We start from the raw sequence: 25,085 nt of genomic DNA on the forward strand, positions 1-25,085 counted from the left end.
GCCCGGGGGGGGCGGGGCGCGGCCCCCCCCCCGCGGCCCCCCCCGCCGGGCCCCCCCCCCCCCCCGCCCCCCCCCCCCCACGGCTCACCGACCGGATAGCCGACCTGACCGCCCGGCGTGACACGCTGCGCCAGCTCGCCGACGCCGACCGGCTCCTGCTGCCCGGCCGCGCCCTCGCCATCCTGGACCGGCTCACCGAACTCGGCTTCGACCCCGACTACACAGCCGGCCAACGGGAAGCCCTGGTGCTGGCCAGGGTAATGGCGCCGGAGGTCTTCGACAGCTTGCTGCCCCAGCTCGAACACCGGCTCGGTGACCCCGAGTACGTCGAGCTGACGAAGCGCTGCCGGGAGGCCGAGAGCTGGCCACCGGACGACCCGCGGATCGAGGAGCTGGCGTCCGCCCTGGCCGACAACCTGCTCGCCAAACCCGAGCTCCTCGCGATGTCGACGGACTTCCTGGCCCAGCCCGACGCCGCCGCACGCTACCGGCTGATCAACTCCCACCGGGGGGACGAATGGCCCACCTCGGCCCGGCTGACCGCGCTGGTCGAGGCCAAGCTCCGCGCGGCCGGCTTCGGTGTTCCGCGCCCCTGACGGCGGTGCCGGCCGCGCGAACGGCCGGCGGTGGTCGCCAGGTGGTCCCGGGAGCGGGCGGCGGGCGGGTCAGCCCGTGGTGTCCTCCAGGGTGCTGTCGGGGATCCAGGAGCCGTGGATCCCGGCGGGCACCCGGTGGGGCAGGTGGACGGTGGCGATCCGGTCGAGGTCGGAGGCGTCGAGGACCAGCAGCTGCGAGGCGTCCTGCTTGAGGTCGGAGACGACGGTCAGGAGATAGCCGTCGTCCTCGGACGTGGCCCGGTCGGCGGGGACGAAGACGGCCTCGCTGGGCAGCCGCGCGTCGCCGGCCCGGTGGATGCGGCGGGCGCCGGTGGTGCGGTCGTACTTGACGATGCCGTAGCCGCCGAAGCCCTTCTCGTCGGGGAAGGAAATGGCGTACTGGTAGCGGTTCTCGGCGCCGAGGTACGCCTCGTTGAGGGTCGGGAACTCCACGGGCAGGTCGTCGATGATCTCCTCGCCGACGGTGCCGTCGGTCAGGTCGACGATCCAGCGGCGGGTGTAGGAGCGGGCGGCGGGCTCGCTGCCCCGCCCGGGGGCGCCGACCCACCAGCTCCAGGAGAGCCGGAAGCCCTCGCGGTCCACGGTGGGGCCTTCGAGGACGATGCGGCCCTGGCCGTCCTCGTAGGCGTTGGAGACGTGCAGCATGTTGCCCGGTTCGACGGAGAACCAGCGGATGTGCCGGGAGCCGTCGCTCCCGCGCGGCATGACACCGATGCGCGCGGGCTGCCGGTCGCTCCAACCGTACGGGATGCCGGAGCGTTCGACGGGGTCGAACGTGACGTTGCCCTCCATGAAGACCACGTGGTGGCGGGTGACGGCGAAGTCGTGCTTGAGCGAGGCGGTGGCTCCCGGAACCTCACTGGTGTGGACGATCTCGCCCTTGGCGTCGGAGACGTAGTACGTCAGGAACGGCGGGAACGGCGAGGACCCGAAGAAGTGGAGCTCCCCGGTCCGCGGGTCCTCCTTGGGGTGGGCGGTCATCGCGCTGCGCAGCTTGCCGTCGAAGTCGTGGGCGCCGACCGTGTCCAGCTCCGGGGTGAGCTCGAAGGGGAGGTTCGCCTCGCACAGGGCCAGGAGGCGCCCGGCGTGTTCGATGACGTGGGTGCCGGCGGTGCTGGCGGTGAGGTCCGGGCCGTTCTCGGTCAGGTAGGGCGCGCCGTCGAGGGCGGGGGTGTGGACCCAGCGGTTGCGGTACCACTCGGCCCGGCCGTCCCGCAGGCGGATGCCGTGGACCATACCGCTGCCCTTGAACCAGTGGGTGGGGGTGACGCCGGGCTTGGGGTTGTGCCCGTTGCGGAGCAGCCGGCCGGTCAGCTCGGGCGGGAGGGCGCCCTCCACGGTGAGGTCGGTGGCGGTGACCTCCTCGACGACGGGGGTGTAGTGGCCGGTCAGGTACGGCTTCGCAGCAGTCATGGCAGGAACCTCTTCCAGTGGGTGTGATGTCTGTTCAGGCGTGCTGCTCGGCACGGGACTTGAGGTGGCCGAGCCAGCTCTCCAGCGAGTCGTGGAGGGCTTTGCGGAGTTCGTCGACCGCGGCCTCGACCGGGTCGCCGCTCCAGGACTCCTCGGTGCGTACGGTGACGTGGTCACCGTCCTGTTCGAACGCCCACACGTGCACGCCGGTGATGCCGGACGCGGGGCCGCCCCAGACGATCCGCTGTCCGGGGACCAGCTCGTGCACGGTGGAGGTGATGTCCAGGCCGCCGGTGCGCCAGCTGAACGAGCTGCCGAGTGCCAGCGGGCCGTGGGGCCGAGCCCGGTCGATGTCCGGATTCCAGGTGGGCCAGGCGGCGATGTCGGTGTGCAGCTCCCACACCGTCGCGAGCGGGGCGTCGATCACGGTGCTCAGCCGGACGATGGCCGGAGCGGTTTCGTCGATGGTGACCACGGGGGTCCTTCCTGTTCGGATGACATGAGTGGGTGGTGCGCGGCTGACCTAGCGGTTCAGCCGCAGTCGGGAGAGCCGGGAGGCTTCCGGGCCGGAAGCCCGGCGGGGGGCCGGGGCGGTGGCGCGCGCCCCGGCGCGGCGGTTGAGGAGCAGCGCGAGGACGGCCGTTGCGGCCAGGACCGCGGACGAGACCGCGAAGGCGGTCCGGTAGCCGGCGGTGAGGGCCTCCAGAGGGAGCCGGTCCCCGGCCGCGTGGGCCGTGACGGAGCCGGCCAGGGTGGTCAGGGCGGCCAGGCCGATGGCGCCGCCGACCTGCCGGGTGGTGTTCACCAGTCCGCCGGCCAGGCCCGCGTCCTGCGGTGGTACGCCGTCCACGGCGAGTGCGGTGAGCTGGACGAAGGCGACGCTCAGGCCCAGCCCGACCAGGACGCTCGGACCGAGGACGTCGGCGGCGTAGCTTCCGTCGGTGCTGATCCGTGACAGCCACAGCAGTCCGGCGGCCTCGGTGAGCAGGGCCGCGGTCACGGCCGCGGTGGCACCGATGCGCCGCGAGACGCGCGGGGCGAGGGAGGCACCGAGCACATGGGCCGCGGCGAGGGGGAGTTGTCCCGCGCCGGTGGCCAGCGGGCCCGATCCGAGGACCTGCTGCTGGTACAGCGGCAGGAAGAAGAACAGGGCGATCCACACGGACCCCAGCAGGGCCATCAGCACGTTGCCCGCGGCGACCCGGCCCGTGGTGAACAGCCTCGGCGGTATCAGCGCGTCCGGCCGGCGGCGCTCGAACACGGCGAAGGCCGTCAGCAGCGCGGCGGCGGCGCCGAGGGCGCCCAGCACCCGGGCGTCGGCCCAGCCGGTGCCCCGTGCCGTGGTCAGGCCCCAGACCAGGCAGGTCAGGGCAAGGGTGACCGTGACGGTGCCCAGCAGGTCGAACCGCCCGGCCCGCTGCCCCGCCGCAGTGCGCGGTACGAGCGCCACCACACCGGCGAGGACCAGCGCCGCCCCCACCGCGACCGAGTGGAAGATCCAGGGCCAGCCCCACGCCTGGGTGAGCGCACCGCCCAGCAGGACCCCGCCGGCCCCTCCCGCGCCGGACACCGCCCCCCACACGCCCAGTGCCCTGCCGCGCCCCGACCCGGACGGGAACAGGGCCATCGCCAGGGCGAGCGAGGCCGGGGCGATGGCGGCGGCACCGAAGCCCTGGAAGGCGCGCGCCGCGATCAGAACGCCGGGGGACGCGGCGAGGCCCGCCGCCAGCGAGGCCACCGCGAACAGGGCGAGCCCGGCGATCAGCACCCGGCGGCGGCCGAGCAGGTCGGCGACCCGTCCGCCCGCCAGGAGCAGCGCCCCGAACGCCAGGCCGTAGGCGTTGACCACCCAGGTGGTCCCGCCGTCAGAGAGGCCCGCCCCGGCCCGGATCTGCGGGAGCGCCACGTTGACGATCGACGTGGCGAGCATGACGGTGAACTGGGCGGCGGCCAGCGCCGCGAGCACCGCCCCCGGCCGGGGAACCCGGGGTGCCGCCCGACCCTTCTGTGTGCGTGCTGCGTTCATGGCGCACACACTCGCGTCGGACGCTGTCCACTCTCCAGGCCGGACGGGGCCGGCCACTGTCCACCCCTGTCCGCACCTGTCCACCCGGCCCTGCCGGCGTCATGCGTCCGCGGCGGCTATCGGGGGTCGTGCAACTCCTGTTGCCACAGGGCATCGCAGAGCAGGTCCAGGCCCTGACGCAGGTGGCGGCGGTACGTCCCGTACGGAAGGCCGAGGCGGCGGGCGGCGGCCTCCTGGGTGGGCGCCCCGGAGAAGTAGCCGGCGGTCAGGGCCTCGCGGGCGCGCACTCCGCGCGGGTCGCGGGCGAGGTCGTCGACGGCCCGGCGCAGCAGGGTGCGCAGCTCACCGACGGGCTCGTCGAGGTCGGCCGCGATACGGGCGCGCATCAGGGCACAGGCGGCGAAGGCGCCCGCGTCGCGCCAGTGCACCAACGCCTCGCGCACGGCCTGGTCGAACGCGGAACGCGAGACGGGCGACGGTCCCGACCGGACGGGTACGGCTTCGTCGGTGGCCGAGACGAACCGCATGAGCCACGCCTCCACGGGTACCTGGCGCCAGTCGACGGCGAACAGCCCGTAGGCGTGCGCACCGACCCGAGGGCGCGCCCCGGTGTCGACGAGCGTTCCCCGGACGCGTTCGGCCCAGGTCTCGGCGTCCCGGAAGACGGCGAAGCCGTATGCGCGCCCGCGCGCCCGGGCGCTCTCCGAATGGGCCCGGGAACTGCTCAGGTCGATGACGCGCGAGGGAACCTGGTACCGCTCGGGGTAGATCGAGAAGCGGCTGATGCCGATGTGCTCGCCGGGTCCCACCGGCGCGGTGGCACCGGTGTACTGCCATGCGGCGGCGACGACCGGGTCGGTGGCCAGGTCCTGGGGGTCGGGAGGGGCCGGCAGGGCCAGCCGGGCCGTGAACGCCACGATCCGGCCCGTGCTCACGAGGCGGTAGACGCTGAAGGCCCGTGGCTGGCGCTGCGCCCAGTAGCGGACCAAGTCCGCGGAGGCGGCGCCCTCGGTGTCCTCGGCCATGCGCAGGACGACGTCGAGGTCGTCCGGGTGCAGCGGGCGGTCGTGCACCTCGTCCTCCCGGGACCAGGTGCGCAGCCTGGCCAGGGTCTTCCCGTCCCGGAAGAGGTAGAACAGCTCGTCGGTGACCGTCCACACCCGGTCCTCGGGGCCCTCGCGCAGGATGCGCAGGTATTCGTCCGTCAGACGCCGGCGCATCGACTCGAAGGCGTTGGGCGCCCGCCAGCGCAGGTCGGCGGCGAGCGTCTCACGGGCGGCGTCGTGCGGGTGGAGCCCTCGGAGCGTGGACTCCATGAAGGGCAGGTCCCGCAGCCACGAGAAGAGCAGATGTGCGTCTTCCCCGGGCAGCACCGCGGCCAGCAGTTCCTCGGAGGTCGAGTGGGCCTGTGCCGCCACCTCCAGGGCACGGCGGTGGGCTGCCGTGGGCACCTCTCCGATCAGCCCCGCCAACAGGGTGCGCAGGACGTCGGCCGAAGGGGCCCAGATGAGCTCCTCCCTGCTGCAGCCCGCCGATCCTGCCGCGGCCGCGAGGGACAGGGCCAGCGGGTTGCCGCCGGCGAAGCGGAGCACCCGGTCCCGCAGTTCGGGTCGGATCCCGGCCGCGACCAGCAGCCGCCGGGCCTGTTCCGTGGAGAACGGCTCCAGCTCGGTGACGTGGAGGAGCCGGTTCCAAGCGGGATCGGTGGTCCACTGCGGCTCCGGAGCGCGCCGCCCGGCCAGCACGACCAGCGCGTCGTCCGCGGCGCGCGGCAGGAAGTGGTGCCACAACCAGCTCTCCAGCCACTGGCAGTGCTCGAAGGAGTCCACGAACAGGACCGTGCCCGGAACATCGAGGAAAGGACCGGCAGCGCGCTCGAAATCGGCCGGGTCCCGGCTGACGAACCGGCCGTCGAGTTCGACGAGCAGCCGGCCCGCCGCGCGGGCACGGTCCGCCAGCCGCCGCAGCAGCGTCGACTTCCCGATGCCGCCCGGCCCGTACACGTAGAACGCGAACGGTGCCTGCGGCTCGCCGGCCAAGGCCTCCCCGAAGCGCCCGAGTTCCTCGTCCCGGCCGATGAAGGCCCGTACGCGCGCTCTGCTCAGTCTCTCCCCGACGGACGCCACGGCGGCTCCCCACTCTCTCGTTCCCAGGTGTCGTGGAGGCGGGTCGCGCCTCCGGGGCGGGCTGTTCCGCCCGAGGTCGTCACGGGGCCGGGGCCGTCACCGACCGGAGCGGTGTGCAGGCCCCGCGCCGCGTCACTTGACGGTGCCGAGGTTCCTGTCGTCGGGGTGGCCGTCGACCAGGAGGGTGGTCTCCTCGACGCGTCGGAAGCGGCCGTCGGGGGCCGTCTCGGCGAAGAGGTAGACCTCGGTGCGAGAGGTGCGGCCGTTGTTCCGGCTGACGGTGACGGTGTGGCGGTCGGCGTAGCGCAGCCCCTCGCGGAGTTCCTCGTGCACCTCGATGTGTCCGCTGCGGACCAGGGTGCGCAGCCGTGCGATGTGCTGGGCGAAGGCGGCCCGGTCGCTCCACTCGCCGTTGGTGCGCTGGCGGTAGTCCGGGGTGAAGTGCCGGTCGAGGGCTTCGTCGAGGTCGAGGCCCGGGGTGAACAGCAGGTCGTTGATGGCACGGGTGATGTCGGTCGATGTCATGGCTGGCCGCCTTCGTCTGGGGGAGTAGGGGCAGATGGGGATCCCGGCTCCTGGAGCCGGGGGTTCAGGGGACCGGTCGCGGGGTGAAGTCCAGCGGCAGGGCGACGGGGCCCCGGGTGTACAGGCCGCTCTCCCGGTACCGGAAGCCGGGGCTGTGGCGGACGCGGTCGAGCAGGGGCAGCAGCATCGCGGCGACGGTTTCGATCTCGGCGCGCGCGAAGGCCGCGCCGATGCACTGGTGGAGTCCGGTTCCGAAGGCCAGGTGCCGGGCGGCTGCGGTGAAGGAGCGGGCGGCGCCGAGGTCCGGGCGGTGGATGTCGAAGGCGTCCGGCGCGGTGAAGGCCTCGGGATCCCGGTGTGCCGCGCCGATCATGCAGAAGACGGTGGCACCCGGCGGCACGGTGGTGCCGGCGAAGACGGCGCCCTGCTCCGCGCGGCGGGGAACGAGCTGGACCGGCGGGGTGTACCGCAGGGTCTCGGCGATCGCGGCGGGCAGCAGGCTCGGGTCCCGGCGGACCTGCGCCATCTGCTCGGGGTGGTCGATCAGATGTTTGAAGAGCAGGGCGAGGGTCTTGTCCGCGGGCTCGGTGGCGGCAGCCAGCACGTTGATGATCAGCGCGATGACGTCGCGATCGCCCAGGGCGATGCCGTCGAACTCGGCGGTGCACAGCTTCGATATCAGGTCCTCGCCGGGCTGGCGGCGCCGCTGTTGGATGAGGGGGAGGAGACGGGCCTCCAACCGCTCGGCGCACTCCAGGCAGTGCCGGCGGCGCTCGGGCGTGAGGCCGAGGCTGGTGATGAACTCGGCGATCCCGCTGTGCCACGCGGCCACCTGCTGCCGGTCCTTCCTCTCCAGACCGAGGACGTCGAGCGTCACCTGGACGGCGAAGGGCTTGCCGAAGTCGTTGACGAGGTCCACACGGCCGCGGGGGAGGAAGGGTGCCATGAGTTCGGCGGCGGTGGCCTGCACGGCGCGCATCTGGTCCTGGAGGGCCCGGCCCGTGAAACCGCGGACGACGATCCCCCGCTTGGCGGCGTGTTCGGCCCCGGTCATCTGGGCGAGGACCCGGCCCCGCATGACGGGCTCGGCCCGCACCTCCAGGATCCCGGTGGTGAATTCCTCGTGGTCGGTCAGGACCCGCTTGACGTCCTCGTAGCGGGAGAGGAAGTAGCTGTCGATCGTCGGCTCGTAGTGCACCGGAGCCTGCTCCCTCAACTGCGCGAAGTAGCGGTAGGGGTCCGCGGCGAAGCCCTCGGAGAGGACGCTGAACGTGTGAGGGAACACGGATGGGGCCTCTCGACGTGCGTGCGGTGCGGGGGAGGGCGGAGCAGGAGGGGAAGCCTCCGGCTTACAGGACGGGCGAACGGCGGTACGGGTTGAGCCAGTTGCACGGCCGAGGTCCGGCGCGGGGGTGGTTTGGCGGGAGGTGTCATGGTGTGCGCGCGAGGAGTTCATGTTCTGTTCATCGCGTATTCTGATGGCATGTGAAATATCACATGCCATACGACGCCTGGGGTCCCCTGGGCGTGCTCACAAGACACGGAGAACCACGATGAACCGCTTAGCCCTCCTCGCGATCGGTGTTGCAGGCCTGACCGCTCTCGCGACCGCCCCTGCCACCGCCGCCCCTGCCGCCGGCGCCGCCACCGGGACCGTGACGTCCTGTGGGAACTCGGGCCTCCAGGCGGGCTTGTCCACCAGGCTGTGCGCGGACGTCACCGGTAACGTCGTCGAGTTCTACGGCCGGGTCGCCCTCGCCGGCCCGCCCTCTCCCGGCAGCCCGGCGCCCGCGCCGAAGGAGCTGTCCACGACGCTGTCCGCCGGCGTCGTGGGCGGCGCCTCACCCGACACGCAGGACATGCGGGTCATCTTCACCTCCACGACGCTCGATGTGCGCGGCCCGGTGAGCACCGCCGCCTGCGGCTCGACCGTCCGCGGCACCTTCGGCGTGGCCTCGTTCCCCTGGGCGGCCCGGCCGGTCGTCCACGAGGTCACGATCACCTGCTGAGGACCCCGGCCGGCCTGTGCTCCGGTGCGAGGGCTGCTTGTACGCCAGCCGGTGCCGACACGGCCACGTCCGGCGCATATGCCAGGACACCGATGAACCGAATGCTAGTGATGTATTGCAAACGCACCGCACACAGGAGGTATGCAATGCGTTCACGTCTTCTCCGGTTCACCGTCGTACTGGGCGCCGCCGCGGCCCTCGGTCTCGGCGGAGCCGCAGCGGCCAGCGCCGACGGCATCGGCAACTCGGGCATCGGGAACTCCGGTATCGGGAATGCCGGTATCGGGAATGCGGGTATCGGCAACGCCGGTATCGGCAATGCGGGTATCGGCAACGCCGGCATCGGCAATGCCGGCATTGGAAACGCCGGCATCGGAAACTCCGGTATCGGCAACTCGGGCATCGGCTAAAGAGTGATACAGAAGGCTCGGCTCGGGGCGTTCTGCCCGTACGGGTGGGGTGTTGCGGGCCGAGCCGTGTGACCGGGCGTGTGGCGCTGCCGCTGCCGCTGCCGCTGCCGCAGCTGCGCGGCACGAAGTGCTCCGCGCGGCTTACGCCGGTGCGCTCGCCCCGGACCCCTCCCGTCGCGCGACCAGCCGGTAGGCATTGGTCAGGCCCCACCGCTGAGCGAGCGGCCGTGCCACCGTCCGGTCCAGCAGGGTGGCGGCCAGCAGCAGCGGAACCCCGGCCAGCAGGGCGGCACCGCGCAGCACGCGGCGCGCCGCCCCGGGCGGTTCCGGCAGCCAGGGCAGGTCCTCGCGCGGTGCCAGCCCGTCCAGGGCCAGCCACGCCGCCGCCACCAGGTCCACGGCGTCGTGTGCCTGGGCGTGTTCCTCCGCCAGCACCGTGAAACCCGTCTCGGTCAGCCGTCGGCGCAGGTTGCCCACCGGCACCAGGTGCAGGTGCTGCGGCTGGAGCCACGGCAGCCACCAGCGGCCCAGCAGCCGGGCCCATCGGCTCTCCGGATCCGGTACGTCGACGACCAGCAGCCCGCCGGGCCGCAGTACGGCCTGCGCCGCCTCCAGTTCGGCCTGCGGGTCGGTCGCGTGCTCCAGGTAATGGAACATGCTGACCACGTCGTACGCCCCGGGCAGCCGCCCCGCCAGCTCCGTGAACGCCCCGCGGTGGCCGTGGCGCACCCGCCCGGCCCCCTGGGCGAGCTCCGCCCCGTCCGACCGGTCGAGGCCGTCGAACACCACGTCGGGCAGGACCTCCCCGGCGCTCGCGCAGAAGTGCCCGTGCCCGGTGCCCACGTCCAGCCACTCGGCCGGGCCGGCCAGGTGCGGCCGCACCGACTCGGCCCGCGCCCGGTAGGCAGCGGTGCGGCCGGCGAACACCCCGCCGAGGCGCTCCTCGCCCAGGCCGTCGTAGAAGTCCCGGTAGTAGAAGGCGAGTCCGCGCTCGCTGAGCCGGGGATTCTGGAAGACGTGCCCGCAGTCGTGGCAGCGGTCCAGACTGAACTCGCCCGGCTTGTGCTGCAGGAGGTCGGTGGTGCGCAGTCGGCCGCCGAGCCGGGCCGAGCCGCACCAGGGGCACCGGTGCTGCCGGGCCTCGAAGAAGACACCGGTGCCCTCCGCGAGTTCCCGCCGGTAGGCGGCGCGCAGCGCGGCCACCCGCGCAGCGCGTTCCCTGCGGCCCGTACGGCCGGCGGCGGGAGGGCCGCCGGTGCCGCGGTCCTCACGCCTGCCCTCTGCCTGCGATGCGGAGCTCATACGGGGTCCTCCTGCCCTGCCAGCCGTTCGAGATGGTCCGCCGCGGCGCTCGCGCCTCCCGCCGCACGGAAGGCGGCAGAGACCTTCGCGGCCGCCGCACGGGCGTGCGGCTCGCCCAGTACGGTGTCCAGCGCCGCGCCGATCGCGGCGGCACCGGCCCGGCCGAACCGGATCCGGACCCCCGCGCCCGCGTCCGCCACCTGTGCGGCGATCACCGGCTGGTCGTCGCGGATGGGCGCCACGACCAGCGGCACCCCGTACCACAACGCCTCGCACACGGTGTTGTGGCCCGCGTGGCAGACCACCGCGGCGGCGCGCTCCAGCAGGTCGAGCTGCGGGATCCGGGGCAGCGCGATGACGTCCGGATCGTCCGTCCGTACGCCGAGCACCCCCTCCGGGTCGGCCACCACGGCCTGGACCCTCCCGGCCCTGGCCCGTACCGCGCTCGCCGCCTCGGTGAGGAAACGCCCGCCGACACCGGCGTTCGCGGTCCCCAGCGTCACCAGCACCAGGGCCCTGCCGGGATCGAGCCGGTTCCAGGGGAACGCGGCGGGGCGGGGCCGGGCGGCCAGCGAAGGGCCGACCCAGCGGACGCGGTCGCCGCCGCGCAGCGCGGGCCCGGCCAGTTCGGGGGTGCTGAAGGCGAGGACGAGGTGGGGGGAGAACCGGGGGTCGCAGGTGCCGCCCGGATGCCCGATCCGGCCGCGCAGGTCCCTCAGCAGGGCGTCGTTCCAGGCGGCGACCCGCGGCATCGAGGCGAGTGCGTCGGCGAACTCCGCCGAGGTCGTCGCCGACGTCGCCCACGCCAGCCCCAGGTCCTCCGCGACCAGCGCTCCAGCGAGCGCCTGCTGGTCGGCGACGACCACGTCCGGCCGGACGACGTCGACCGCCCGACGCACCCCCGGCGCCATGGCCTCGGCGAGCGGGACCAGGAAGCGCTCCCACAGGAAGCGCAGTGCCTCGGGGCCGCGCAGGTCCGGCGGCCGGACGGCGTCGGCCGCGCCCCCGCCCGGCCCGCCCGGTCCATCCGGTCCATCCGGTTCACCCGGCGGGCACGGATGGACTGCCGCGTCCGGTCCGGCCAGACGGTGGATCAGCGTGGGTTCGCCCGCCCAGGCCACCTGGTGGCCGCGGGCGGCGAGCGCGGACGCCACACCCACGAGCGGGTTGACGTGCCCGACCAGCGGCGGCACGACGAACAGGAAGGAACTCACCGGGTGCACCCCTGCGACCCGGCCGTGACCGGCTCCCTCGGGGGCGGGGTCCGGTCGTGGCGCCCGACCCACTCCCGGACCGCGTCCCGCACCCGCCCGGGCGCCTCCACCAGTACCGAATGGCGCAGGCCCGGCAGCAGCACCGTGGTGCAGTGCGGCAGTAGCGCACGCAGCCGGGGTGCTTGTTCGGCCAGGTCGGAGTCCGCACCATAGAGCGCGAGGACGGGGCAGCGGACGGTGCGGATCTGCGCGTCGTCGAGGACGGGGCTGGCCGGGATGTCCCGGGCGATGGTGGTGTCCCGCACGAGCCGCCCGGCGGACTTCGCCAGGCGGGCGGTGTGGCCGCCGTGGTGGGCGGCGATCCAGTCGAGGGCGGCGTTCTCGTTGACGCTCATCTCGTGGCGGACCCGCTCCAGCAGTCCGGCCAGCTTGACCGCCCACGCGGCCGTGGCGGGTTCCGACTCGACCACCACCAGGCTCGCCACCCGCTCCGGGCGACGCCGCGCGAAGGCGAAGGCGACCGTACCGCCGTACGAGTTGCCCACCAGGTGCACGGGTCCGGGCACGTCGAGCCCGGCGAGCAGGGCGTCCAGGTCATCGGTGGCGTCGTCCAGGCCGTATCCGGACGGGGGCCGTCCGCTGCGGCCGTGTCCCCGCTGGTCGTACATGACCACGTCGAGCCCGGCGCCGGCGAGGGCCGGGGCCACGGTGAAGTAGTAGCTGGCGAGGCTGTCGGTGAGCAGGCCGTGCACCAGCACCACCGTGGCCCGCGGCGGCCCGCCGTCCGTCGGTGCGAGGCGCTGCACGTGCAGCCGGACCCGGCCGGTGTCGAGGACGGTCATCGCGGGCCGGCTCCGTCCGCGGCCTTCAGGCACAGGCAGACGTGCTCGACCAGCCGGCCCACGTTCAGCTCGATGATCTCCTCCAGCTCCATGCCGGCCACGAACTCGGCGAAGTTCACCGCACCGCCGTAGCGCTCCTCCAACAGCCCGGCGAGCGCCACCAGGTCGATGCTCTCGAGTTCCAGGTCGCTTCCGAAGCGGGTCCGCATGGTCACCTCGCCCTCCTCCAACTCGTATCCGTCCAGCACCTGTTGGATCATGGAGGTCAGTTCGGCGAGCACCTCCGCCTCGTCGGCGCCCTCGGACGGACTGGGCCGGCTGGTCGTCACGACTCGTTCCCCTCGTCACGGTCGGCGCCCGTACCCGGCGGTTCCGGGTCCGGGCCGTTCGTCCACGCCACGACGTACGCGCGCGGCGGCAGTCCGGGCGGATTGGCGACGCGTACGCAGTGCACCCGGTACACGCGGGCCGGGCCCTCCGACACGTCCGACGCGTCCGGCGCGCCCGACCCCGCCGGCCGGCGGACGCGGACCGTCAACCGGTCTGCCTCCGCGGCCGTCACCGCGATGTCCCTGGGACGGCCCGCGAAGCCGGTGCCCTCGGCCTTGGCGACGGCCTCCTTGGCCGCCCAGAAGCGGGTGAACCACAGGTCCCGCGCCTCCTCGGAGTCCGCCTGGCGAGCCGTCAGGAGCGCGCGTTCGCCCGGTCCGAACGCCGTGTCCAGCGTCGCCCCGGCCGGCTCGGCGATCTCCTCGATGTCGATCCCCGGCCCGGATCGCCCGGGCCGCGCACCGTCCCCGCCCGGTGGATCCGGCGGACCTCCGGCACGGGCGAGCGCGACGCCCGCCTCGGCACGGTGCGCCAACGAAACCTCCAGCGGCGGCAGGGTACGGCCGTGCCGCCCGGTGACCCGGGGCCGTCCCGAAGACTCGTTGTCCACGAGGAGTTCGGCGGGGAAGAGGGGCCCCTCGCCGGCGTCCCACAGCAGGCGGCGTACGGCGTCCTTCGCGGCGATCCGGCCCAGCAGCCACTGGCGGCGGCCGCGCGGGGGCCTTGCGGCGTAGGCGGCACGCTCGGGTCCGCCCAGCACGTTACGCATGATCAACTCGCGGGAGGCCAGGTCCGGCCAGCGCTCGAACACCAGCGACCAGCCGCCGGGCATGGCCACCGACAGCGTGTTGCGGTCGGGGAAACGTTCCACCGGCCGGGTGTGCGGATCGTTGTCGAAGCGGCGGTCCTGCCATCCGGTCAGCTCCGCCCACACCCGGCCCGCCACGCTGAGCACCGCGTCGGCCTCCAGGACCGTGTCCGTGAGGGAGACGATCCGGACCAGGCACTCCACCGGAGTGCCGGGCCGCGGGGACGGGCCGAAGAAGCGCATGTGCCGCATCCGCACGGGGAAGACCACGGTCCGGTCCGTGCGGGTTGCCATGATCCAGTAACCGAGGACCTGGCCGACGTTGTCGAGCAGCGCCCCCGGTGCGGGGGGTGTGGTGAGGGTGGCGCGCACGTGCCGGTCGCCGATGGCGGTGAGCCGGCTCATGCCCTGGTAGGCCGGGCCGTGGAACATCCAGCGCTCGCGGTAGACCTGCTCGGCGGTGTGGTCGGGCTCCCGCTCGGAAGCCGGATCGGGAGGTCCGGGCGGCAGCGGCGGCGCGGGGTGGCAGGCGGCCAGCTCCACGACGGCCCGCGCCTGCGGTCCGAACGACACCGCCACCCGACCGGGCCCGCACGGGGTGACGGCGACCTCGACGTCCACCGGCTCGGATGCCGTCAGCCACCGGTCGAAGCAGGCGTCGTGCACGGCAACGGCCACCTGTCCCGGTACGGACCGCTCCGCCGCCGCCATCATGTGCGCCACGATCGTCGTCGCCGGCACCACCGGCCACCGGTCCGCGACGTCCGGCCAGTCCGCCCGCTGCGGAAAGAAGCAGTGGTCCAGCAGGTACGGCTGCTGTTCCACCGAGACGCGCACCGTCTCGCGCCGGGCGGAACCGGCGGCCGCGGATCGCGGTGCGGCCGGGCCGGACGGGGGTTCCGGCACGGGGCGTGCTTCCGGTAGCCGCCCGCGAGCGGCGGGCACCGGCCCGACCGGGGCCGGCCGTGCGGCGGATCGCTGCGCCGGACGGCGTACGAGCGCTGCCGGACGGGCCGCGGTGAGCAGCGCGGCGGCGGTCTGCGCGGCCTGTGCGGTCTCGTGCAGCAGGGCCGACAGCTCCGCTGCCACGGAGCCGGCCGCCGCCGCCGACGCGGGCGCGGGCGCGGGCCCGGCGGGAGGGACAACCGCCGCCGGGCGCCCGGCGTCGAGCGTTGCTCCGCGCGCGGCGTCCGGTGCGGCGTCCGGCGGGGCGCCCGGCGGGGCGTCCCCCGCGGTGGGAGGGGGCCACGGGGTCAGGGAGGGACGGGCCGACGGCGGCAGGGACACCAGCGCGCCGCCGAGGTCCAGGCGGACCGGACGCCCTTGCCGGAGTCCGACGGAGCCGGGCGGCCCGGCGTGCCCGGATGCGGTCGGGGCGTCCACCGCCTGCGGTCCGGTGGGGGCGCCCGCCGTCCACAGGGCGGTGGCCACCCGCCGGAGCTGGTCCAGCCCTCCGCGCCGGGGCGAGTTGGCGGCCACCACCAGGTGGTCCCGCCCGGCCAGCGAGTCCCCCACCAGGGAGCCGAGCTGCCCGGGCCCCGCCTGGACGAAGACGCGGAACCCCGCCCCGTACAGTGCCTCGGTCAGCAGGCGGAAGCGGACCGGTTCGAGCAGGTGGCGTACGAACAGCTCCCGGATCCCCGCTTCGTCGGCCGGGAACGGCGCCGCCGTGGTGCCGGACCAGACGGGGGTGTGCGGGGCGCGCAGCGGCAGCCGTTCGGCAGCCTCCCGGAACGGCCCGACACAGGGCGCGAGCATCGGGGTGTGGAAGCCGGAGCGGAACGGCAGCGTGCGCACCAGCACACCCTCGGCGCGCAGCGCGGCGGCGAACCGCTCCACCGCTGAGGGCGGTCCGCACACCATGCACTGGTGGGGCGCGTTGTCGTGGGAGACGACCACAGCGGAATGGTCCCCGGCGGCCAGCTCTGCGGCCACCCGGTCGGCGTGCGCGCCCACGGCCGCGTACGCCAGATCGGCGGCCCTGACCGCCTCCGGGTCCAGGGCGGCCACGAACGCGTCCACCGCCTCCTCCTCGTACAGCCCGCCCGCGACCATCGCCGTCCACTCGCCGACGCTGTGCCCGGCGACCGCGTCCGGGACGACGCCGATGCGGCGCAGCGCGGCGTCCAGCAGGCGGCCGACGGCGACGACGCCGAGCCCGTGCCGGCCCAGCTGTCCCGGTCCGCCCGGTCCGGCCGGTTCTCCCCCTCCGCCCGTCCGGCTGCCGGCCGGGGCCGGGGCCGGGGCGGGTGGGGCCGGGGATCGGGGCAGGCCGAACCGGTCGGCGACCTCGTCGACCCGGGGCGCGAACTCGGCCTCCAGGCCGGGGAAGAGGAAGACCGTCCTGCCGGCCCCGGGTGGTGCGCCGGCGCCGAGCAGCGGGTGCGGCCGGAACCACACGTCGCCGCGCCCGTGCCACGGCTCGCCCTTGGCGACGGCCCGCCGGGCCAACGAGAGCCGCTCTGCGGTGGGGCCGACGACGCCCAGCCGTACCGGCCCGGCCCCCGCGGCGGCGCAGGCCCCGGCCGCGGGCCCCGACGCCCCGCACTCGTCGAGGAGGCCGGCCAGGGCGTCGGACGTCGCGGCGGCCAGGAGCAGCACCCGCTCCGGCTCGTCGACCACGGCCCGTTCCCGCGGTGCGGGCGGGGCGGGGAGGCCGGCCGGTGCGGTGTCCGCGCCGGTCGGGGCCTGTTCGAGGACGACGTGTGCGTTGATCCCGCCGAACCCGAACGCGTTGACCGCCGCCCGGCGCGGCCCGCCGTCCGGCCCGGCCTCCCAGGGGGCCGCCTGCGCGAGCGGACGGAAACGGGTCCCGGCCAGCGCCGGATGCGGGTCCTCGCAATGCAGGGTCGGCAGCAGTACGCCGTGGTGGACGGCGAGCGCGGCCTTGACGAGCCCGGCGACCCCCGCGGCGGGCATGGCGTGCCCGATCATGGATTTGACCGACCCGAGGACGGCCCGTTGCGCCGACCGCCCGGGTTCCGCCGGGCCGAACACCTCGCGCAGGGTGGCCAGTTCGGCGGCGTCGCCGGCCGGGGTGGCCGTGCCGTGCGCCTCCAGCAGCCCCAGCGACCCGGGCGCCGCGGGGTCCAGGCCGGCGGCCCGCCAGGCCGCCCGCACCGCTCGGGCCTGCCCGGCCGGATCCGGGTTCACCAGGCCCGAGGTGCGGCCGTCGCTGCTGACCCCGGTCCCGCGGATCACGGCGTAGACCCGGTCCCCGTCGCGTTCCGCGTCGGCGAGGCGCTTGAGCACCACCACACCGGTGCCCTCACCGATGAGGAGTCCGTCGGCGCCGCGGTGGAAGGGGCGGATCCGCTCGCTGGGCGAGAGGGCGCGCAGCTGGGAGAAGACGCTCCACAGCGTGATGTCGTGGCAGTGGTGCACGCCTCCGGCCAGCATCAGGTCGCACCGGCCGGCGGCCAGTGCGGCGACCGCCTGGTCCACGGCCAGCAACGACGACGCGCACGCGGCGTCGACCGTGTAGGCGGGGCCCCGCAGGTCCAGGCGGTTGGCGACCCGGGAGGCGGCGAGGTTGGGCACCAGCCCGATGGCGTCCTCCGGCCGGTCGGGCCCCAGGCGCTCGGTGAACGCCGCCCGCACCCGCTCCAGTTGATCCGCATCCAGGCCCGGCAGCAGCTCGCCGAGCGTGTGCACCAGCTGGCGGGCGGTGCGGACGCGCTGGTCGAGGCGGACCAGGCCGGGGGTGAGGTAGCCGCCGCGGCCCAGGACGATCCCGATGCGGTCGCGGTCGGGCAACCGGTCGGTGCCGCCGGCATCGGCCAGTGCGTTCGCCGCCACGTGCAGCGCGATCAGCTGGTCCGGTTCGGTGCCGGGCACGGACGACGGCATGACGCCCCATCGGGTGACGTCCACCTCCGCGAAGGCGTCCACGAAGCCGCCCCGCCGGCAGTACACCCGGTCGGCCGCCGCCGGCTCCGGTGCGCTGCCGGGGTGGTAGTAGGCGGTGTCCCAGCGTCCGGGCGGGACCTCGCCGATGACGTCCGCACCCGCGCACAGGTTGCGCCAGTACGCGGCCAGGTCGGGCGCGCCCGGCAGCAGCACGGCCATACCGGTGATGGCGACGGGGACCGCGGGGGCTGCCCCGTGGGGAGGGCGGGTCACGTCACCACTCCGAGGCGGTCAGGACGACGGCGCGGTCCGCAGGGTCACCCCAGGCCAGTTCCCGCAGCAGGGCCAGGGCTCCCTCCTCCGGATCGATCAGCCGGACCCCGCGCCGGGCGTAGTGCCGGGCCAGCTCCGGGCCGACCATGCCGCCGTGGCCCTCGGAGGGGGCCCACGGCCCCCAGTGCACGGTCAGGGCGCGCCGACCGGTGCGGGCCGCCCAGGCGGCGCCGTAGACCTCCAGCGCGTCGTTGGCCGCCGCGTAGTCGGCCTGCCCGCGGTTGCCAAGGACGGCGGCGATGCTGCCGAACAGGACGGCGAACGAGGGGTGTTCGGCCTGGGGCAGTTCCTCGACCGCTGCGAGCAGCGCGGCCGCGCCCTCCGTCTTGGTGCCGTGGACGCGGCGGAAGGACGCCTCCGACTTGTCCTCGATCAGTTGGTCCTCGATGACCCCGGCGGCATGGACCACCCCGTCGACGCGGCCGTGCTCGGAGTGGATCTCCTTGACGGCTTGGAGCACGGCGGCTGCGTCCCGGCAGTCGACACTGCGGTACCGGGCCCGGCCGCCGGCGGCCCGTACGGCGTCCAGCGTCGCGGTGATCTCGCGCTGGGCCAGGATCAGGTCGGCGGCGCGGTCGACCTCGGCGGGCGAGGCGCAGCGGCCGCTCCGGGCGAGCGCGCCCCGCAGGGCGGCGCGGTCGGGCGCGGCGGCGGTCACCGGGTCCTCGGGCCCGGCGGGCACTGGGGTGCGGCCGAGGAGTTCGATGCGGCAGCGGGCGGCGGCGGCCAGCACGGCCACGCACCGCGCGGTGATCCCGCGGGCCCCGCCGACGACGAGCACGACGCTGTCGCGGTCCAGCCCCAGCGCCTCCGCCTCGGCGGCGCCCTCGCCGGCCGGTCCCGCGCCGGTGCCGGCGAGCGGGCCGAGCGGCGCCTCGGTGAGCACCGGCGCGAACCGTCCGGCCGACGCGCGTACGACGACGGGCTCGGGGCCGTCCGCGAGCAGCTCCTCCAGTAGCGCCTCCGCCGCCGCCACCGGCCCGGACGGCCCACCCGGATCGAGCGCGACGCAGCGCACCGCGACGTCGGGGTACTCGCGGGCGGCGGACCGCAGCAGCCCGTCCGTCCCGGCAGCCCGCGTCCCGTACCCGGCCTCCCGGGCGACCAGCAGGCGCCGCGGCGCACCGCGCAGGGCGTCCCGTACGACGGTGAACCCGGCCGGCAGGAACGGCGGACCGCCGCCGTCGCCCAGTGCGCTCAGTACGACGACACCGTCCGCAGGGCCGTCGGCCGGCGCCGAGGGGGCCGCCTCCGCTGTCTCTGCCGTCCCCGCCGTCTCAGCCGATGCCACCTGCGCGCCGCGCGCGGTCAGCAGTGCCCGCAGTTCCGCGGCGGTCCCGCGCCAGGTCCCCGCGCCGTCGCCGATCAGCAGCCACCGGGTACCCGAGAGGTCCGCCGTCGTACCGGCCGGGCTCGCCAGCCGCGCCCGCACCACCCGGTACCGCCGGGGGGCGGCCACGACGGGAACCTCCGCCGCCGGCTCCGCGTACGGGCCCGGGGTGGGCTCCGGGCCGTCCGGGACGGGCGGCGCCGGGCTCCCGGATGCCGGGGGGACCTCGCCCTGGGCCGCGGCGGGCGCGGCGGCGGGCATGATGGCGGGCATGGTGGCGGCGACCGGGCCCCCGGCCGGGACCGGCGGCTCCGGGGCCGGGCCGGAGGCCCTCGCGCGGGCCACGAGCCATCGGGCGATCGCGGACGCGGTCCGCGCCCGCGTCAGCTCCTCCAGCTCCGCGTCGTCCAGTGCCGCCGGCACGGGGCCGTCGCCGGAGCCACCGAGGCGCCGCGCGAGTTCTCCCGCGATTTCGGCACGTTTGATCGAGTCCACGCTCAGGTCGGCTTCCAGGTCCAGTCCCGGCTCGACCATGTCCAGGGGGTAACCGGTGCGTTCGCTGATCAGCTCCAGGACCGCCCGCAGTATCGTTTCCTCAGTGAGTTCCGCTGACTTCGGCGCAGGCGCGGAGGCATCCGGTGCACCAGCTCCCGGGACGCCCGCCGGAGGCACCCCGTGAGCCGGCGGGGCCGCGAGCCCCGGTACCCCGGCATCGACCGTCCACCCGGCCCCGTACTCGGGCGCGGGTACCGGCGCCGGCGCCGGAGCGGCACTGCCGGGGACCTTCCCGTCCGGCACGCCGCCGAAGTACGCCAGGAGCACGTCGCGCTGCGCGGCGATCACCTCCCGGCTGCTGCGCAGGAACTCGGCGATCAGCGCGTCCGGTGCGCCGGACGCCTCGTCACCGGGGTTCGTCGTCACGGGAGCCTCCACGACTCGTCGGGCCGGCGCGAGGGCGCCGGGAAGCGGCTCGCCGGACGCGGTCCGGACGAGGTGCCCGTCCACGGTCCAGCCGGGCGCGCGCGGGGCGGCGGCCCGGTCGATGTCCACGGCCTCCCGCCCCCGGAACATCCAGTCGTTGACCACCGGCAGCCCGGAGGCCGCCAGCTGGGCGAGTGCGTCGAGGAAACCCGCGAGACCGCTGTCTGCGCGCGGTTCCACGGCAACGACCGCATGCGGCCGCTCCCCCAGGACCTCCGCGACCAGCCGGGCCAGCACCCTGCCGGGCCCGACCTCGACGAAGGTCCGGGCTCCGGCGCCGTACATCGCCTCGATCTGCGCCGCGAACCGCACCGGCGCCCCGATCTGCGCGGCGAGCTCCCCGCGCACCGCCTCGGGACCGGACCCGTAGGGGAGGGCGGTGCGGTTGGCCCAGACCTCGAACTCCGGTTCCCGCAGGGGTAGTTCGTCCAGGACCCGGCCGAAGGCAGGCCCGGCCGCCGCCACGACCGGGCTGTGGAAGGCGCAGGCCACGGGCAACCGCTTCACCCCCAGCCCGGAGTCCCGCAGCCGGCGCACCGCCGCCTCGACCGCGCGGGTCGGTCCCGACAGGACGCTCTGACGCGGCGCGTTGTGGTTGGCGATGACCAGCCCGTCCGGCAGCGGTGGACCGCCCAGCACCCGCCCGATGTCCTCCGGGGTGGCGGCCACCGCCGCCATGGCGCCGGGGTCGTCACCGGCCGCGTCCAGGATGGCCGCGGCGCGGGCGGAACTCAGCCGTGGCAGCGCTTCGGCGTCGATGACGCCCGCGGCGCACAGGGCGACCAGTTCGCCGTAGCTGTGTCCGGCCGCCATGTCGGGCCGGATCCCGCAACGGGTGAGCAGTTCGTACGCCGCCAGCTCCACCATGCCCAGCGCCGGCTGCGCGGCCCGCGTGTCGGTGAGCGCCCGCCGCGCCTCCTCCCGGGCGGCGTCGTCGAAGGCGGCGGGCGGGTACAACGCCCCGACGGCCCCGCCGTCCGTGTCGGCGCCGAGGAGCCGGCCGAGATCGGGGAAGGCGGTGAAGAGGTGGGCGGACATGCCGGGCCGCTGACTTCCCTGCCCCGGGAAGAGGAAGGCCGTACACCCGGGCCCCTCGCTCCCGTCGGCCGCCCGGTACACCCCGCCCGCGGCACCCGCGGCACCCGCGGCGACCCCCGCAGCCGCAGCAGCCGTAGCCGCAGCAGCCGTAGCCGCAGGCCGATCTGCTCGCGGGCCCGCATCCGCCCCGTCGTCCGCCTCCACTGCCACCCGCAGCAGGCGGCACAGGTCCTCGGTGTCGCCCGCGGCGAAGGCGATCCGGACGCTCCCGCGGGCCCGCGCCGCGCGGTGGGACGCCGTCGCGGCCAGGTCGCGCAGCCGCCACGGGGCGTCACCGCGGACGGCCGCGTCGGCCAGGTCCAGCAGCCCTGCTGCGGCGCGCCGGGCGGCCGCCTCGTCGGTGCCCCGGAACAGGAACAGCTCGGCCGGCCACACGTCCCGGGCATGCGCCGGCGGCGGCCCGTCCCCCTGGTGGGCGGCCAGTACCGCGTGGAAGTTGGTGCCGCCGAAGCCGAAGGCGCTCACCCCCGCGTACCGCCGCTCCGGGGCGGCCGGCCACGGCAGCGCCTCCCGGTGGAAGACGAAGGGGCCGGCCCCGGCCCGCCAGGCGGGGTTCGGTCTCTCCAGGTGCAGGGTCGGCGGCCGCACCCCGGTGTGCAGGGCCAGCGCGGCCTTGATGAGCCCGGCCAGCCCCGCCGCGCACTTCGTGTGCCCGATCTGCGACTTCACCGAACCCACCACGCAACTCCCGGCGCGGGCCCCCGCCTCGCCGAAGACCTCCGTCAGCACGCCCAGTTCGGTGCGGTCGCCGACCACGGTCCCGGTGCCGTGGGCCTCCAGCAGACCGACCTCGGCGGGGGAGACGCCGGCGGCCCGGTACGCGCGTTCCAGGGCGGCGCGCTGGCCGTCCGGCCTGGGCGCGGTCAACCCCAGGGAGCGCCCATCGCTCGAAGCGCCGACCCCCTTGATCACCCCGTACACCCGGTCCCCGTCCCGCTCGGCGTCCGCGAGGCGTTTGAGGACGATGCAGGCGACGCCCTCGCCGAGGGCGATGCCGTCGGCCGCGGCGTCGAAGGCGCGGGAGCGGCCGGTCGGGGACAGCGCGTGCACGGAGGTGAAGAGGGCGTAGTCGTTGACGCCGTTGTGCAGGTCCGCGCCGCCGCACAGCATCACGTCGCTGGTGCCGAGAACGAGCTCCTTGCACGCCACGTCCACGGCCGCCAGCGAGGAGGCGCAGGCGGCGTCCACCGTGTAGTTGGGGCCGCGCAGGTCCAGGCGGTTGGCGACCCGGCCGGCGACGACGTTGGCGAGCACGCCGGGGAAGGTGTCCTCGGTGAGCCGGGGCAGCTGCTCGTCCAACCCGGCGGGCACCTGCCCGTAGAAGGAGGGCAGCACGGCCCGCAGCGTGGTGGCGTTGGACAGGTCGCTGCCGGCCTCGGTGCCGAACACCACCCCGGTCCGCGAGCGGTCGAAGGCGCGGCCGTCCGCACCGTAGCCGGCGTCCTCCAGGGCGCGCCGGGACGCTTCGAGCGCGAGCAGCTGCACCGGTTCGATGCTGCCCAGCGACGCCGGCGGGATGCCGTAGCGCAGCGGGTCGAAGGGGATGCGGGGCAGGAACCCGCCCCATCTGGACGCGCTGGCGGGGGCGGAGCCGTCCGGGCCGGGGGAGCAGTGCACGTCGGGGTCCCAGCGCTCCGGGGGCACTTCGGTGACGGCGTCGCGGCCGTCCAGCACCTGCGCCCAGAAGGCCGCCAGGTCCGGGGCCTGGGGGAACATGCAGGCGATGCCGACGATGGCCACGTCCAGCGGAGCGGGCGCCTGGGGGCCGGCCCCGCCCGGTTCCCGGTCCTGCCCGGCCCGCAGGGCGGCGCGGCGCCCTTCCAGGAAGGCGGCGGCCCCGTCGGTGACGGCCGAGTGCAGCGCGGCGATGCTGGTGGTGGCATCGCGCAGCACGGCCACCTGACCGGCCATGAACATCCCCTCGGCGTACTGCCGTTCCTCGTCCACCGCGGCCAGCGCACCGGTACCGGTGCGCTCGACGCCCTTGCTCGCCAGCCGCAGCCGGCCCACGTTCAGGCGCTCCAGCCGCTCCCAGACCTCGCGGTCGGGAACGCCGTCCGCGCGCAGGCTCGCCGCCAGGTCCCGGAAGCCCTCGCTGAACGGGCTCGGCACGCACCGCGTGGCGTGCCCGGGAGCCGTCCGCAGCAGCGCGGTGCCTTCGGCGGCCAGCACCTGCCGCTGGAACAGGGGCCGTACGGCGCCGTGGGCGACGGCCTCCCGGGTGAACAGGTAGGCGGTGCCCATCAGCACGCCGACCGCACACCCGCGGGCGGTGAGCCGTGCCGCCAGGACCGCCACCATGGCGGCGGAGCGGGCGTCGTGCACACCGCCTGCGAAGAACACCTCGATGTCGGGGGCGGAGCCGGGATCCTGCGTCACGTGGTCGAGCAGGACGCCGGTCTGTGCCTCCCACAGCGGAAAGCTGTTGCGCGGGCCCACGTGGCCCCCGCACTCGGCGCCTTCGAAGACGAACCGGCGCGCGCCCTCGCCGAGGTACTGGCGCAGCAGGCCGGGGGAGGGCACGTGCAGGAAGGTCCGGATGCCGTCGGCCTCCAGGGCCCGGGCCTGCGAGGGCCGGCCCCCGGCGATGACGGCGTGGCTGGGCCGGTGCGCGCGCACCGCTTCGAGCTGTGCGGTACGGGTCTCCTCCGGCGCGAAGCCGAGGATCCCCACCCCCCAGGCGCGGCCCTGGAGCGCCGCGGCGGCTTCGGCGAGCAGGGCGTCGGCCCGCTCACGTCCTGCGAGCGCCAGGGCGAGGAAGGGCAGGGCTCCGCCGTCGGAGACCGCGCGGGCGAAGTCCACCCCGTCGCTGACCCGGGTCATCGGGCCCTGGGCGACGGGCAACAGGGTGCCCAGGGCCCGGCTCATGGGTGACCCGGCGCCGAGGCTGCGGGCGGCGGTGTCGTCCTCGGTCGCGTTCCGGACGGCTTCGGTGACGGCGCGGACCGTGCCGGCTGCGTCCCGGTGGCGGTCGGCGAACCGAGCGGCGAGGAAGGCGTCCTGCCCGACCGGCAGCAGCTGGTCGTCCGGGTCACGCGCACCCAACAGGCCGGCGATCCTGTCCGCGTCGTCGGGCAGGTCCGTGACCGGCAGGGCGCCGGGACCGCGGCGGTGCAGGAAGCGGTGGCCGCCCAGCACGGTGGTCTCGGAGCCGTCCACCGACCGCAGGACGGTCGCCACGGACGCGGGGAGCGCCGACTCCGCGAGGAGGGCCAGCTGGGTGTCGAGCACCACTCCCGCGGCTCCGCCCACGACGGCGGCCGCGGCCGTGTCCGGCGCCATGCCCCCGCAGGCCCACACGGGCGGCCCGTCGGGGCCGGTGGCGTCGAGGAGCTGCTGCAGCAGCACGAACGTACCCAGTTCGCCGATCCGGCCCCCGGATTCGCTGCCCCGGGCGACGAGGCCGTGCGCGCCGTCGTCCAGGACGGCCCGGGCTTCCGCCAGGCCGGTGACCTCGGCCAGCACCCGCACGCCGGACGGCAGGTCGCCGCACCGCACGGTCGCCCCGACACCGAGGAGCACGGTCCGAGGCCCGTCGGGCCCGGCGAGCAGTCCGGCCATGTCCCCGGGGTGTAATCGGCACCGCGGCCCGATCCGCACCCCGTACCGGCCGGGGAGCCATCGCCGCAGGTCGCGGAGGGCTTCACGGGCCGCCCGGTCGCCGGGCCCGAGGTCCAGGACGCCGAGTCCACCGCCGCGGGTGACCGCGGCCGCGAGGCGGGCGTCGGGTTCGCCGAAAGGGGTCAGGCCGATGACTCGCTCTACCGACGTCATAATTCTCCGAATGTGCGATGGCGTTGCCCGGTGGGGGGATTTCGGCCATGACTAAGGCCGCGGGAAGGCACGAGGTCGCGCGGGCCCGGAACGGGAAT

The 25,085-nt window shown here is 75.4% G+C and carries 15 protein-coding genes; 3 read left to right on the forward strand and 12 right to left on the reverse strand.

Translation table 11 applies throughout. The features are described from left to right. The coding region (locus ACFVGY_RS15975) for a hypothetical protein (RefSeq protein ID WP_385676909.1) at positions 1-596 on the forward strand (596 nt) is incomplete at its 5' end. 69 nt (positions 597-665) lie between these two features. On the opposite strand, the gene ACFVGY_RS15980 is transcribed toward ACFVGY_RS15975, so the two are convergent. The 6 genes from ACFVGY_RS15980 to ACFVGY_RS16005 form a co-directional block, all read right to left on the reverse strand. Continuing rightward, positions 666-2,030, reverse strand: a complete 1,365-nt coding sequence (locus tag ACFVGY_RS15980; RefSeq protein ID WP_385676912.1) for a carotenoid oxygenase family protein — start codon at positions 2,028-2,030, stop codon at positions 666-668. A gap of 34 nt (positions 2,031-2,064) precedes the next feature. Further along, a complete protein-coding gene (locus ACFVGY_RS15985; protein ID WP_385676915.1) occupies positions 2,065-2,505 on the reverse strand; it encodes an SRPBCC family protein in 441 nt (146 codons plus the stop codon). A 48-nt stretch (positions 2,506-2,553) separates the two neighbouring features. Next, a complete protein-coding gene (locus tag ACFVGY_RS15990; protein ID WP_385676917.1) occupies positions 2,554-4,056 on the reverse strand; it encodes an MFS transporter in 1,503 nt (500 codons plus the stop codon). 116 nt (positions 4,057-4,172) lie between these two features. Further along, positions 4,173-6,182, reverse strand: coding sequence for an AAA family ATPase (locus tag ACFVGY_RS15995; RefSeq protein ID WP_385676920.1), 2,010 nt, complete (start codon positions 6,180-6,182; stop codon positions 4,173-4,175). A 132-nt stretch (positions 6,183-6,314) separates the two neighbouring features. Beyond that, positions 6,315-6,707, reverse strand: coding sequence for a nuclear transport factor 2 family protein (locus tag ACFVGY_RS16000; RefSeq protein ID WP_385676922.1), 393 nt, complete (start codon positions 6,705-6,707; stop codon positions 6,315-6,317). 64 nt (positions 6,708-6,771) lie between these two features. Beyond that, positions 6,772-7,992, reverse strand: a complete 1,221-nt coding sequence (locus ACFVGY_RS16005; RefSeq protein WP_385676925.1) for a cytochrome P450, cyclodipeptide synthase-associated — start codon at positions 7,990-7,992, stop codon at positions 6,772-6,774. 268 nt (positions 7,993-8,260) lie between these two features. On the opposite strand from ACFVGY_RS16005, the gene ACFVGY_RS16010 reads away from it, so the two are divergent. Both ACFVGY_RS16010 and ACFVGY_RS16015 read left to right on the forward strand, forming a co-directional pair. Further along, a complete protein-coding gene (locus ACFVGY_RS16010) occupies positions 8,261-8,716 on the forward strand; it encodes a hypothetical protein (protein WP_385676928.1) in 456 nt (151 codons plus the stop codon). 146 nt (positions 8,717-8,862) lie between these two features. Next, positions 8,863-9,126: a pentapeptide repeat-containing protein gene (locus ACFVGY_RS16015; RefSeq protein WP_385676930.1), complete on the forward strand. Its 264-nt coding sequence runs from the start codon at positions 8,863-8,865 to the stop codon at positions 9,124-9,126. Between the two features lie 141 nt (positions 9,127-9,267). Here ACFVGY_RS16015 and ACFVGY_RS16020 read toward each other — a convergent pair whose 3' ends face one another. The 6 genes from ACFVGY_RS16020 to ACFVGY_RS16045 all read right to left on the reverse strand — a co-directional run bounded on the left by ACFVGY_RS16020 (position 9,268) and on the right by ACFVGY_RS16045 (position 24,987). After that, positions 9,268-10,329 (reverse strand): class I SAM-dependent methyltransferase, encoded by a 1,062-nt coding sequence (locus tag ACFVGY_RS16020; protein ID WP_385676997.1) that lies wholly within the window; start codon positions 10,327-10,329, stop codon positions 9,268-9,270. Positions 10,330-10,424: 95 nt separating this feature from the next. Next, complete coding sequence (locus ACFVGY_RS16025) at positions 10,425-11,642, reverse strand: glycosyltransferase (protein ID WP_385676933.1); 1,218 nt, start codon at positions 11,640-11,642, stop codon at positions 10,425-10,427. Next, positions 11,639-12,484 carry an alpha/beta fold hydrolase gene (locus tag ACFVGY_RS16030; protein ID WP_385676936.1) on the reverse strand — a complete coding sequence of 282 codons (846 nt, stop codon included), beginning with the start codon at positions 12,482-12,484 and terminating at the stop codon, positions 11,639-11,641. Before ACFVGY_RS16030 ends, ACFVGY_RS16025 begins: the two co-directional genes overlap by 4 nt. Further along, on the reverse strand, positions 12,481-12,813 hold the full coding sequence (locus ACFVGY_RS16035; protein ID WP_385676939.1) for an acyl carrier protein: 333 nt from the start codon (positions 12,811-12,813) through the stop codon (positions 12,481-12,483). Before ACFVGY_RS16035 ends, ACFVGY_RS16030 begins: the two co-directional genes overlap by 4 nt. Beyond that, a complete protein-coding gene (locus ACFVGY_RS16040) occupies positions 12,810-17,744 on the reverse strand; it encodes a beta-ketoacyl synthase N-terminal-like domain-containing protein (RefSeq protein WP_385676942.1) in 4,935 nt (1,644 codons plus the stop codon). Before ACFVGY_RS16040 ends, ACFVGY_RS16035 begins: the two co-directional genes overlap by 4 nt. Position 17,745: 1 nt before the next feature. Beyond that, positions 17,746-24,987 carry an SDR family oxidoreductase gene (locus ACFVGY_RS16045; RefSeq protein ID WP_385676945.1) on the reverse strand — a complete coding sequence of 2,414 codons (7,242 nt, stop codon included), beginning with the start codon at positions 24,985-24,987 and terminating at the stop codon, positions 17,746-17,748. Between the last annotated feature and the right edge of the window lie 98 nt (positions 24,988-25,085).

The sequence above is a fragment of the Streptomyces sp. NPDC127106 genome (assembly GCF_042677605.1).
GTDB lineage: Bacteria > Actinomycetota > Actinomycetes > Streptomycetales > Streptomycetaceae > Streptomyces.

Bases quoted from the DNA above. Each gene is read 5' to 3' on its own strand.
- ACFVGY_RS15980 (WP_385676912.1), bottom strand. From the start codon at position 2,030: ATGACTGCTGCGAAGCCGTACCTGACCGGCCACTACACCCCCGTCGTC.
- ACFVGY_RS15990 (WP_385676917.1), bottom strand. From the start codon at position 4,056: ATGAACGCAGCACGCACACAGAAGGGTCGGGCGGCACCCCGGGTTCCC.
- ACFVGY_RS16000 (WP_385676922.1), bottom strand. From the start codon at position 6,707: ATGACATCGACCGACATCACCCGTGCCATCAACGACCTGCTGTTCACC.
- ACFVGY_RS16010 (WP_385676928.1), top strand. From the start codon at position 8,261: ATGAACCGCTTAGCCCTCCTCGCGATCGGTGTTGCAGGCCTGACCGCT.
- ACFVGY_RS16015 (WP_385676930.1), top strand. From the start codon at position 8,863: ATGCGTTCACGTCTTCTCCGGTTCACCGTCGTACTGGGCGCCGCCGCG.
- ACFVGY_RS16030 (WP_385676936.1), bottom strand. From the start codon at position 12,484: ATGACCGTCCTCGACACCGGCCGGGTCCGGCTGCACGTGCAGCGCCTC.
- ACFVGY_RS16045 (WP_385676945.1), bottom strand. From the start codon at position 24,987: ATGACGTCGGTAGAGCGAGTCATCGGCCTGACCCCTTTCGGCGAACCC.